This is a genomic window from candidate division TA06 bacterium (assembly GCA_016208585.1).
Taxonomy (GTDB): Bacteria; Edwardsbacteria; AC1; order AC1; family EtOH8; genus UBA5202.
This window is the reverse complement of the sequence record JACQXR010000134.1, coordinates 1-10,897: the sequence shown is the minus strand read 5'-3', so window position 1 is coordinate 10,897 and position 10,897 is coordinate 1. Positions and strand designations below refer to the sequence as shown.

Below are 10,897 nucleotides of genomic sequence, written 5' to 3'. Positions count from 1 at the left end.
CACACAACAGAAACTGTGTGCTCTTTTTGATTTGGAAAAATATCAACTATCAGTTGTATAATACATTTTGTTTTTTAAAACACCTTGAATAACAAGCAGTTGTGAATTGTTTTTACAAATAACTAGGAAACTTGCGCTAGGAGGTTCTTATGTATTCATTCATCGGCCAAGCGGATTCTATGCGCCGTTACGTATTGGTTGGAATTGCATCTGGATTTGTAGCAGGTTTTCTTGCCGCCTTCCTTGACTTGAGTTTGCCGGTTGTAGCGGGTGTGGCGGCTCTTTTTGCAGGTGTCGTGGGTGGCCTCGAAAAAGAGAAAATTAAGGTGAATAAGCATTAGACCTTGACTTCTCATACATTCTTCCAAACCTCTTTACTCCCTTAGGAGAGAATAAAAATGTTGAGGGAAACAACCCGTACCTCTCGTAACTTAAGGAGATATTCCTATGTTCAAAAAACTAACTCTATCCTGCATAGGGGCTGCAATAATCGCTGTGTTGATTGTGGTGGGCTGCAGCAAAAAGAACCCAACAACTTCCCCACCACCACCACCTGCGGCGCCCACGCTTGTTTCACCCGCCAACGGCGCGACCGGCGTTAGCACCAGCCCGACCTTAACATGGAATGCCAGCACCGGGGCCGTCAGCTATAACTTAGAGGTTTCCACCAACAGTTCATTCAGCAGTTTTGTATATCAAAACTACTGTTTAGCCAGCGACAGCCAGGCTATTAGCGGTCTTGATACGGCAACTGTTTATTACTGGCGGGTGAGCGCCACGAATACTAACGGCACATCTGGCTGGTCAAGCGTTTGGAATTTTATCACTGGTAAAATCTTTACTCCTTATGCCATAGGCTACTATAATGTAGATCGCCAGGTAAGGGATGTGGCCTTATCTGGCAATTATTCCTATGTGGCTCTTGGTTCGAGCGGCCTGCATATATTCGATGTCAGCAACCCGGCCAGCCCCACTTGGACAGGCTACTACGTCGCGCCCGTTTATGATCGTATGGACGAGTTTTTTGGCGTGGCAGTGTCCGGAAACTATGCTTATGTGACTTATAATCATAATGCAAATTATTATGATTACGGTTTAAGAATAATCAATATCAGCAATCCGGCCTCGCCCACTGGAGTGGGCCTCTGCAACTACAACACGCAGGGGTGGCTAGGGGGCGTGGCCGTATCTGGCAACTATGCCTATGTGGCGGCTACACAGAGAGGCCTGCAGATATATAATGTAAGCAACCCGGCCAGCCCCACCTTGACCGGCACCTACAACACGGGGTATGCTCGTGACGTGGCGGTGTCCGGCAGCTACGCCTATGTGGCGGATGATGTTTCCGGCCTGCGGATAATCAACATCAGCAATCCGGCCAGCCCGACCGGGGCAGGCTATTACGACACGCCGGGGTTAGCCATGGCCGTGGCGGTATCGGGAAATTATGCCTATGTAGCGGATGGCAACTCTGGCTTACGGATCATAAATATCAGCAACCCGGCCAGCCCTACCGAAGCGGGCTACTACGATACGCCAGGGAATGCCATAGGCGTGGCCGTATCGGACAACTATGCCTATGTAGCGGATAGTGATTCAGGCTTACAAATAATCAATATCAGTAACCCGGCCAGTCCTACAGGGTTCTATAATATGCCGGGATATGTCTCTGGCGTGACCGTCTCCAGCAATTATGCCCATGTGGCGTATTCTGGTTTTGTAACAATAATAAGGATTAAGTAGTGCTGAGGTTGAAACTGCCACAGCCAAGATGGTGGTAATGTGGCAGGGTAGTAATTCTAAATAAACCAAAAAGGGGGAAAACCCATGTTCAAAAAACTAACTCTATCCTGCATAGGGGCTGTAATAATCGCGCTGCTTATTGTAGCGGGCTGCAGCAAGAAAGAGAATCCTGTCGCCCCGGCTATCACCGGCACCATTACCGGAGTGGTTACCGACACGGCCAATGGAACTGCCATTGCCGGAGTAAGTATCACTACAAACCCGGCCACCAGCAGCGTAACCACCGACATTACCGGACAGTATACAATTACAGCGGTAAATGCCGGGACATATACAGTAACGGCCGTTAAAACCGGTTACAACAGCAAAAACGTAACCGTTGCCGTAACTGCCGGTAATACGGTCACCGTCAATATTGCCCTGGCCGTTGGAGCACCGGGCAATAATGCACCTAATGCGCCAGGCAGCCCCAGCCCGGCAAATAATGCCATCAACCAGTCCACATCCTTAATATTAAGCTGGACATGCACCGACCCGGATGAAGGGGACACTTTAAAATATGACGTTTACTTTGGAACCACCAATCCTCCCACAACGGCTGTATCCACAAACCAAAGCGCAGCCAGCATTGTCTGTAGCGGGCTGGAAAACAGCACAATATATTATTGGAAGATAGTTGCCAAAGATAACCACAGCAGCGCAACTGCTGGGCCGGTGTGGTGCTTTACAACAGAACCCCGACCCATTGAATGGATAACCATCCCTGCCGGAAACTTTACCATGGGCAGCCTGCCTGGCGACCCCTATGCTAAGACCGATGAACAACCCCAGCATACCGTTTACCTTGACGCTTACCAGATAAGCAAATATGAGGTAACCAATAGCCAGTATAAAGCCTTTATGGACGACGGAGGTTACAACAACAGCATCTATTGGACGGCCGACGGCTGGAACTGGCGCACCAGCAACGCCAGTACCGAACCCGTTTGGTGGTCCAGCGGCAGTTATAACAGCGGCACAGCCTTTCCCAGCCACCCGGTGGTGGGGGTAAGCTGGTACGAGGCCTATGCCTTCTGCAATTGGGCCGGGGGCCATTTGCCCACCGAGGCCCAGTGGGAAAAAGCGGCCCGGGGCACGAACTCTTCCAACTACTGGCCCTGGGGATCTACCTGGGATGCAAGCAAATGCAACAGCGGTGAGAATGTAACACCCGATACCTTTACCTATAGCTCACCGGTGGGTTTTTTCAGCACCGGTCAAAGCCCATATGGAGTTTACGATATGGCCGGGAACGTATGGGAATGGGTGAACGACTGGCATTATAGCGCATATTATAGCGACCCTGGCGCAAACACTAATCCTACCGGGCCAACCACGGGTACTTATCGCGTGGTCCGCGGCGGCGGCAGCTGGTTTCATGGCGCTGAATGGTGCCGCGTTGCTGCCCGGGGCTACAACACCCCGGACTACCGCCACTCCTACAACGGCATCTACGGTTTTCGTCCTGCCAAGTAAAATAATTACACCATGCCCATTTACAACATCGCCGGGCAGTTGGTCAAAACCGTTGACCAAGGCAACAAAGCCGCAGGGTATCATCAAGTTCAATGGAACTGCCGGGATGAAAAAGGCGACAAAGTAAGCGCCGGGGTATACATTTACCGCCTTGAAGCCGGCGAGTACGCGGCTACCCAAAAGCTGGTAGTCATTCGGTAGCGCACTCACACATTTTAAAGCCGCCCTAATATTTTTGGGCGGCTTTTTTGTAAATAGGGGCTAATCGGTTGACAAATAAATGCAATTTAAGTATAATCCCCATCAAGGCTTCACTGTTTTCCCCGCCTTGGCGGGGCGCAAGCGCGGGGAAACTTGTCCTGAGCAATACAACATTGCTTTGTTTGCGAATGGAAGTCTTTTTCGGCGGAAACTGCCTACTGGGCGGGGAAAAACTGAATCCGGTGGTTGTCGCAGTCCACGATGTACAGGTTTCCGCTTTCATCCAAAGTAATTCCTTGAGGGTTATAAAACTGGCCTTCACCGCTGCCGCTGCTTCCGCCGGTGCTTTGAAAAACGCCATCCAGCGAAAATTCCTGAAAACGGTCGTTGCCCGAATCGGTGATAAAAATCTGCCCGTTGGAACTCAGGGCGATGCCGGAGGGCGAATCGAACTCCCCTTCATTTTCGCCATAGGATCCCCAACTGTTAAGATATTTGCCTTGGGGCGAAAAGACGCAGATCCGGTTATTCCCGGTGTCAACCACATAAAGACGGCCTTCGCCGTCAATGACCAAGCCCCGGGGTTTGCGCAGCTGCCCGGGCTGGCTGCCTGGCTGTCCCAACGTTTCCAACAGCAGCCCTTCGGGGCTCAAAATGTAAATAATATCTTGTGATTGGTCGCTGAGATAAATGTTGCCGTTGGCGGCGATGACGATCCCGTAGCAGCGGGAGGAGTCGGGCAGGGGCAGCTGATCTAAAAGGCCGCCCTCCTGGTTCAACACCAGTATCCGGCGGTTGCCGCTGTCCACCGTGTAGAGGTCGCCGTCCGGAGCAACGGTCAACGAAACCGGGTCGTCAAAATCAGCCGAGTCCTGCCCAAACCGGCCCCAGCTTTGCAGAGGCTCAAGCTCGGGGCTGAATTTTTGGATCCGGTCGTTTCCCAACTCCGTCACATAAATGTGCCCTTGGCCGTCCAGGGCCACTCCGGCGGGGAAGGAATACTCGCCGGGGTTGTCCCCAAAGTCGGCCCGGGCCCAGGCCGGCATTATCAGCAGCAGGGCTAAAAAATATTTGAATAATTTGTACATTGCCTCCAAGCATAAATTAAATTTATTATTTTGTCAAGTACCAATTTAACATACGCCGAAGTGGCTTTGCCCCTGCCGGGCAGCAGCCCCTTTACCTATGAGGTTCCCGAAGAACTGGCGGGCCGTCTGTGCCCGGGGATGCGGGTGCGGGTCCCGCTGGGCAGCCGGGAGATGATGGGCTATGTGGTGGCCATATCCAAAACCACCAGCCATAAAACCAAACCCATACTGGAAGCACCGGATCAGGAGCCGGTGATAACCAAAGGCCTGCTGGAACTGACCAGATGGGCCGCTTCCTATTACGGCTGCGCCTGGGGGGAGGCCATCAGGGCAGCCCTGCCGCCGGGACTGGATGCCAGGCAAAAAGCGCTGATCTCCATCAGGAAAGGAGCGGTGATCACGAATGACGATCCGGAAAGCACGGCCCTGTTGCAGCTGCTGGAGGAACGGGGGGAGATCGCCGAAAAATTTATCCATCAGCGTTTTGGACCCAGCATCAAAGCAGTGATCAATAGACTGATGGCAAAAGGATCGCTGGAAAGAAGGCTGGCCTGGCAAAAAAATGTCAAGCCCAGACTGCAAAGGTGGCTGGCATTCAATAAAACGGAAGAGCTCCCGGCCCGGGCGCTTAAACAGCGTTCGCTGCTGGAAAAACTGAGCCGGGAAAAAGAAATACCTCCGTCCGGACTTTTAAATGAACAGGCCGCCGCCGCCGCTTTGGTGAAAAAAGGATTGGCCCGCTGGGAGGGACGCCGGTCGGTCAGGCTACCCCGGACCGATTACGCCGAAAAAACCAAAGCCGAACCGGCTTTGACCGATGAACAATCCCAGGCTTTGAAGCTTTTAAGCCAGGACCTGGAGCAAAGCAGATTCAGGGTGAACCTGATCCACGGCGTCACCGGCAGCGGCAAGACCGAGCTGTACCTTCAGGCTGCCCGGCAGGCTGTCAAGCTGGGCCGCTCGGTGCTGATGCTGGTGCCGGAGATCGGACTGACCCCTCAGATGATCTCCCGGGCCCAGTCCAAGCTGGGACAGGTGGCCCTGTGGCACAGCGGCATGAGCCAGGGCGAAAGGCTGGACGCCTGGGAAAGTTTAAGACGGGAAAAAGTGCGGATGGTGGTGGGAACCCGTTCGGCGGTATTTGCCCCGTTAAAAGACCTGGGACTGATAGTGGTGGACGAGGAGCATGACTCTTCCTACAAACAGTCCGAGGTCCGGCCTTATTACCATGCACGGGATCTGGCCATAGTTAGGGCCAAGGCCGAAGGGGCTTCGGTGATCCTGGGCTCGGCCACGCCTTCGGTGGAAAGCTATTATAAGGCCGCCGCCGGAAAATTCAGGCTGTTCCTCTGGGAGAAACGGGCGGGAAATTCACTGCTGCCCCAAGTTGTGCTGGTAGATCTAAAATCCCAACTCTCCGGGCCCGGCCTCATCTCGGCCCAGCTGGAGAAAGCCATCGGAGAGGCTTTGGGAAAAAATAACCAGGTAATGCTGCTTCTGAACCGCAGGGGTTTTGCCCCTTATGTCCAATGCCGCTGCTGCGGACAGATCGTCAGTTGCCCCAACTGCAGCATCAGCCTGACCTATCACCTTAAGGGTCACAGGATGCTTTGCCATTACTGCGGGTATTCCCGCTTGCCACTGGACTCCTGTCCCGCCTGCCATTCCGGAGAATTTATTTTCAATGCCAAAGGGGTACAGGGGCTGGAGGAAGAACTGGGTAAAAAATTCCCCCGGGCCGGACTGCTGAGGATGGACACCGATACCACCGGACGCAAGGGGGCACATCAAAACCTGCTGCAACGTTTTTACAACCGGGAAGCCATGATCCTGCTGGGAACCCAGATGATCGCCAAGGGGCACGACTTTCCCGATGTCTCGCTGGTGGGCATTATCAACGTGGATGATATATTGGGCCTGCCTGATTTCAGGTCGCAGGAAAGGGCTTTCCAGCTGGTATCCCAGATGGCCGGGCGGGCCGGCCGGGGAGAACGTCCGGGTCTGGTGATAGTCCAAACCAGGCTCCCCGCTAATCCGGTGATGGCCTGTGCCAAAAATCACGACTATCAGGGGTTTTGGAAGCAGGAGATCAATGACCGGAGGGAGCACGGCTATCCGCCGTTCACGCATCTGGCCCTGGTGACGGTAACCGCTGGCCAGGAACAGGCGGGAATGAGCTTTGCCGGGGGGTTGGCTAAAAGGGCGCAGGAGATTAAGGGCGAGGCCGAACTGCTGGGCCCGGTCCCGTCCCCGGTGTTCCGCCTTAAAGGACGTTACCGCTGGCAGCTTCTGATCAAGGCCCCCCGGCCCTCGGTGTTGCAAGCCGTCCTTAAAAAACTGGCGCTCCCGCTGCCGCCCGGGGTCAAAACCAGCATAGAGATAGACCCGGTTTCGCTGTTTTAAAATATTTTAAAATATTTTAAAAAAAGTCTTGACGGCAGATGGCGTAAATGCTATACTAATGGCGTTAACGGAAAACAACAGTCTTAATTTTATAAAACGAAAGGAGGGATATCAGTAGTGAATAAAGCGGAGTTAATCGAGGCCGTTGCCAAAGTCACTTGTACCAAGGTTGAGGCCGCCGCCGCCGTCAACGGCGTAATCGATAGCATTGCCAAGGCATTGAAAAAGGGCGAATCGGTAACATTGGTGGGGTTCGGAACATTCTCGGTCAAAAAGAGAAAGGCCAGAATCGGACGCAATCCCCAGACCGGCAAAGAGATCAAGATCGCTGCCAAGAAGGTCCCGGCTTTCAAGCCCGGCAAAGAACTAAAGGAAATGGTGAGATAGCATCACCAAAACAAAAAACCCCGCTTTGGCGGGGTTTTTTGTTTTGAGCCGGCGGGCAGGAGTCTCATTTCATCAGCTTTTTGGTGATGATGGCCGAGACCAGCGATAAAACCAGCAGGGACATCACCACTATGATTATGACATTGACGAATTGCTTGGCCTGAGCTCCGAAGAATATTCCCAGACAGAACAGCAGTCCGTACCACAGGGCAATGCCGGGCAGGCCATAAAGCAAAACCTTTTTAAAACTATATCCGGTCAAACCTGCGATCAAAAAACTAAAGGAACGCCCGCCCACTACGACCCGGTTCAAAGCCAGAATCAAATTGCCGTATTTGGCGAAATGGCCCTCCATCATAAGCAGCCGTTGGGGCGATAGAAAGGGGCGGGGCTTGGACAGAAAATAATCCCGGCCTTTTTTGATTCCGATCCAATAGACCAACAGGGCTCCCAGCGATCCTCCTAGAAAGGCTGCAAGGAAACCAGGAAACCAGTGCAGCTGATTTTGGCCCACCAGGATGGCGCAAAAAATCACCACCACGTCGCTGGGGGCCGGAGGAAAAATGCCTTCCAGAAAGGTGGCCGTAAATATGGTCAGGTAAGCCCACCAGCCGCCCTGGGCCGCCAGGGTGTTTGCCAGCTGTTCCATGTTCATTTGCCGGCCTCCAGCAGACAGACTGCCTGGGCCCAGATGCCTCGTCCTTTTCCGGTATCGTCCAAATCTTCGTTGGTAGTGGCTTTTACCGAGACCTGAAAATCCTTCAGTTTGAGGGCGGCGGCGATGTTCCGGCGCATGGCAGCAATATGAGGGGCCAGCCGGGGCGCCTCGGCCGTCACCGTGCTGTCTATATTCCTGATAACGTAACCCTCTTTTTTGACCAATGGCAAAACTTTCTCAAGAAGTTTCAGGCTGGAAATGTCTTTGTACCGTTTATCGGTGTCCGGGAAATGGAGGCCGATGTCGCCCAGGGCCGCCGCTCCCAGCAGGCTGTCGGCCACGGCATGGCACAGCACGTCGGCGTCGGAATGCCCCCAAAGGCCTTTGGGGTATGGAATGTCCACTCCTCCCATTATCAGGCGGCGCCCTTTTACCAGACGGTGGATGTCGTAGCCCAGCCCGATCCTTATTTTATCTTTTTTAGCAGCCATGAGGCGATCTCCAAGTCTGTGGGAGTTGTTACTTTTATATTATTGTCGTCGCCGGAAACTAGATGAACATTTCCTTTTATCATTTCCACCAATTGGCTGTCGTCGGTAGCAGGGACATTCTTCCGATTAAAATGGGATCTTTTCAGAACCGACATTCTAAAGCCTTGGGGGGTCTGGGCCTTCCATAATTGCGAGCGGTCAATCGTTCCGGTGATCCTGCCGGCATTGGCCTTTTTGATCGTGTCGCTTACAGGAGAAGCCAGAATGGCTGCTCCGTACCTTTTTGCTGCCTGGATCACTGCGTTGATCTGCTCTGTTCTGATCATAGGCCGGGCGGCATCGTGGATCAATACGATGCCGGAATCGGGGGAAACCCTATTCAACCCGGCCCTTACCGAGTCCGGCCGTTCTTTGCCGCCGGAAACGATGGCCGAAAGTTTCGAATATTGAGCAAAATGCTTCAAACCGTTGATCCGATGGGAAGGCGGTTTTACCAGGATTATCTCCTTAACGTTTTTGCATTCCTGATAAGCTTGCATTGAGTATTCCAGCATGGGACGGCCGTTGATCTTTACAAAAGCCTTGGGAACTTTGGCTCCCAGCCGCTCTCCGCTGCCGGCGGCCACGATGATCGCCGATACGTATGTCATTTAGATGTGCTCCTCGTTCCTTTTGGTCAGATAGAGAATGTCGCCGTGAACCTTATAACCCATCTTTTTAGCCAGCTTAAGCGAAGCCGTGTTGTATTCGTGGATCAGCAGGCCGAATATTTTAATGCCCTGCTTTCTTAAAGCCTTCTCTCCGGCCAGAGTCAGTTTTTGAGCCAGCCCCAGACGGCGGTAGTCGGGATCCACCGCGATCCGGTTCAGCCAGCCCTTGCGGCCGTCGTGGGAGGCGATGACCGACCCGATCAACAGGTTCCGGTCAAAGGCTCCGATAAAAAAGCCTGGATTACAGGCCATCTCTTTAGCGATATGTTTTCTGCTGTCCCGGCCCTTGGGCTTGGCCGGCAGTTTGGCCCGCTCCCAGAGCCTGATCAGCTCGGGATAATCGGTGGTGATGAGCTTTCGGATCTTCATAGATCTCCTTTTCTTATTGCGTAGGTCACAAAGCATGCCCTGAGCCGTGCCGAAGGGTATGCCAAGGAACCTATAAAAAATAAAGCTTTGCGAGCTTCGCGTCTTAGCGGTAAAAAGTTTTGTTAACTAAATAATCGTTGCTGTTTGCAGCGCTTAAGATATCAAGGCCTGCAGGGCTTCGGACAGAAAGCGGACCTCTACCAACTGGATCTTTGAATTGCCGGCCGTCCTCTGGTTGTGGGCCGGGATGAGCATCCTCTTGAAACCCAGTTTCTGGGCCTCATTGATCCGCTTGTCCAGCTGGCTGACGCTCCGGATCTCGCCGCCCAGGCCTATCTCGCCGACCACCGCGGTATCGGGGTCGGCGTTCTTGTTCCGGAAGGCTGAGGCCACCGCTGCGGCTATCCCCAGGTCGACGGCCGGCTCTTCCAGCTTCAAGCCCCCGGCGATGTTGGCAAAAACGTCATGCATGCCCAGGTTCAAACCAGCCCGGCGCTCTAGTACCGCCAGCAGCATGGACAACCGGCGGTGGTTGAATCCGGTGGGAACCCGCTGGGGATTGCCATAGGAAGCCGGGGACACCAACGCCTGGATCTCCACCAGCAGGGGGCGGGTGCCCTCCAGCGAACAGACCACGGCGGATCCTGGTATTTCCCGGGTGCGCTCCGACAGAAAAACCTTGGAGGGGTTGGATACTTCGGCCATGCCCGATTCCTGCATTTCAAAAACCCCGATCTCGTTGGTGGAACCGAAGCGGTTCTTGACCGAGCGCAGGATCCGGTAAGCATGATGCCGCTCGCCTTCCAGGTACAGCACGGTGTCCACCATGTGTTCCAGGGTGCGGGGCCCGGCAATGACGCCTTCCTTGGTAACATGACCAATCAGAATAGTGGCCACGTTATCGGTCTTGGCCAGCCGCATCAGCTCGGCTCCGCATTCCCGTACCTGGCCCACCGAGCCGGGGGCGGATTCCAGATCGGTCCGGTAAATGGTCTGGATGGAGTCCACCACTAATATATCAGGCGATAGTTTATGGACGGTTTCCAGCACGTTCTCCAGGATGGTTTCCGACAATAACAGCAGGTTCTCGGAATTTACCTGCAAACGTTGGGCCCGGAGTTTTATTTGGGCCGGCGATTCCTCGCCGGAGACATAAAGCACTTTTTGCCCGGCAGTGGCCAGCTTGTCCACCAATTGCAGGGTCAGGGTGGATTTGCCGATGCCGGGATCGCCGCCAATCAGGGTCAGCGAGCCGGATACCAGGCCGCCGCCGGTGACCCGGTCGAATTCCGAGATGCCGGAGAGCAGCCGCTGGTCGTTCTTTAGTTCTAT

The 10,897-nt window shown here is 53.8% G+C and carries 12 protein-coding genes; 6 read left to right on the top strand and 6 right to left on the bottom strand.

What is annotated here, in order from left to right; genetic code table 11:
• Positions 1 to 149: 149 nt before the first annotated feature.
• The 4 genes from HY768_10030 (at position 150) to HY768_10015 (ending at position 3,459) form a co-directional block, all read left to right on the top strand.
• The gene (locus HY768_10030; protein MBI4727533.1) at positions 150 to 341 is read left to right on the top strand and encodes a hypothetical protein; all 192 of its coding nucleotides are present in this window, start codon (positions 150 to 152) and stop codon (positions 339 to 341) included.
• A gap of 106 nt (positions 342 to 447) precedes the next feature.
• Complete coding sequence (locus tag HY768_10025; protein ID MBI4727532.1) at positions 448 to 1,743, top strand: hypothetical protein; 1,296 nt, start codon at positions 448 to 450, stop codon at positions 1,741 to 1,743.
• Positions 1,744 to 1,827: 84 nt separating this feature from the next.
• On the top strand, positions 1,828 to 3,258 hold the full coding sequence (locus HY768_10020) for an SUMF1/EgtB/PvdO family nonheme iron enzyme (GenBank protein MBI4727531.1): 1,431 nt from the start codon (positions 1,828 to 1,830) through the stop codon (positions 3,256 to 3,258).
• 12 nt (positions 3,259 to 3,270) lie between these two features.
• Positions 3,271 to 3,459, top strand: coding sequence for a T9SS type A sorting domain-containing protein (locus HY768_10015; protein MBI4727530.1), 189 nt, complete (start codon positions 3,271 to 3,273; stop codon positions 3,457 to 3,459).
• 215 nt (positions 3,460 to 3,674) lie between these two features.
• Here the strand turns inward: HY768_10015 and HY768_10010 are convergent, their stop codons facing one another.
• The gene (locus HY768_10010) at positions 3,675 to 4,547 is read right to left on the bottom strand and encodes an NHL repeat-containing protein (GenBank protein ID MBI4727529.1); all 873 of its coding nucleotides are present in this window, start codon (positions 4,545 to 4,547) and stop codon (positions 3,675 to 3,677) included.
• 30 nt (positions 4,548 to 4,577) lie between these two features.
• Here HY768_10010 and priA point away from each other — a divergent pair, with 30 nt between their 5' ends.
• Both priA and HY768_10000 read left to right on the top strand, forming a co-directional pair.
• A complete protein-coding gene (gene priA / locus HY768_10005; protein ID MBI4727528.1) occupies positions 4,578 to 6,950 on the top strand; it encodes a primosomal protein N' in 2,373 nt (790 codons plus the stop codon).
• A 117-nt stretch (positions 6,951 to 7,067) separates the two neighbouring features.
• Entirely contained in the window at positions 7,068 to 7,337 is a 270-nt protein-coding gene (locus tag HY768_10000; protein ID MBI4727527.1) for an HU family DNA-binding protein, read from the top strand.
• A gap of 64 nt (positions 7,338 to 7,401) precedes the next feature.
• Here HY768_10000 and HY768_09995 read toward each other — a convergent pair whose 3' ends face one another.
• From HY768_09995 to radA, 5 genes are all read right to left on the bottom strand, one after another.
• Positions 7,402 to 7,992, bottom strand: coding sequence for a DedA family protein (locus HY768_09995; GenBank protein MBI4727526.1), 591 nt, complete (start codon positions 7,990 to 7,992; stop codon positions 7,402 to 7,404).
• A complete protein-coding gene (locus tag HY768_09990; GenBank protein ID MBI4727525.1) occupies positions 7,989 to 8,486 on the bottom strand; it encodes a 2-C-methyl-D-erythritol 2,4-cyclodiphosphate synthase in 498 nt (165 codons plus the stop codon). Before HY768_09990 ends, HY768_09995 begins: the two co-directional genes overlap by 4 nt.
• A complete protein-coding gene (ispD, locus tag HY768_09985; GenBank protein ID MBI4727524.1) occupies positions 8,462 to 9,136 on the bottom strand; it encodes a 2-C-methyl-D-erythritol 4-phosphate cytidylyltransferase in 675 nt (224 codons plus the stop codon). Before ispD ends, HY768_09990 begins: the two co-directional genes overlap by 25 nt.
• Entirely contained in the window at positions 9,137 to 9,565 is a 429-nt protein-coding gene (locus tag HY768_09980; protein MBI4727523.1) for a GNAT family N-acetyltransferase, read from the bottom strand.
• A gap of 153 nt (positions 9,566 to 9,718) precedes the next feature.
• A partial coding sequence (gene radA / locus HY768_09975) for a DNA repair protein RadA (GenBank protein ID MBI4727522.1) occupies positions 9,719 to 10,897 on the bottom strand: 1,179 nt, incomplete at its 5' end.

Bases quoted from the DNA above. Each gene is read 5' to 3' on its own strand.
- HY768_10020 (MBI4727531.1), top strand. From the start codon at position 1,828: ATGTTCAAAAAACTAACTCTATCCTGCATAGGGGCTGTAATAATCGCG.
- HY768_09995 (MBI4727526.1), bottom strand. From the start codon at position 7,992: ATGAACATGGAACAGCTGGCAAACACCCTGGCGGCCCAGGGCGGCTGG.
- HY768_09980 (MBI4727523.1), bottom strand. From the start codon at position 9,565: ATGAAGATCCGAAAGCTCATCACCACCGATTATCCCGAGCTGATCAGG.
- ispD (MBI4727524.1), bottom strand. From the start codon at position 9,136: ATGACATACGTATCGGCGATCATCGTGGCCGCCGGCAGCGGAGAGCGG.
- HY768_10025 (MBI4727532.1), top strand. From the start codon at position 448: ATGTTCAAAAAACTAACTCTATCCTGCATAGGGGCTGCAATAATCGCT.
- HY768_10030 (MBI4727533.1), top strand. From the start codon at position 150: ATGTATTCATTCATCGGCCAAGCGGATTCTATGCGCCGTTACGTATTG.
- HY768_09990 (MBI4727525.1), bottom strand. From the start codon at position 8,486: ATGGCTGCTAAAAAAGATAAAATAAGGATCGGGCTGGGCTACGACATC.
- HY768_10010 (MBI4727529.1), bottom strand. From the start codon at position 4,547: ATGTACAAATTATTCAAATATTTTTTAGCCCTGCTGCTGATAATGCCG.
- HY768_10015 (MBI4727530.1), top strand. From the start codon at position 3,271: ATGCCCATTTACAACATCGCCGGGCAGTTGGTCAAAACCGTTGACCAA.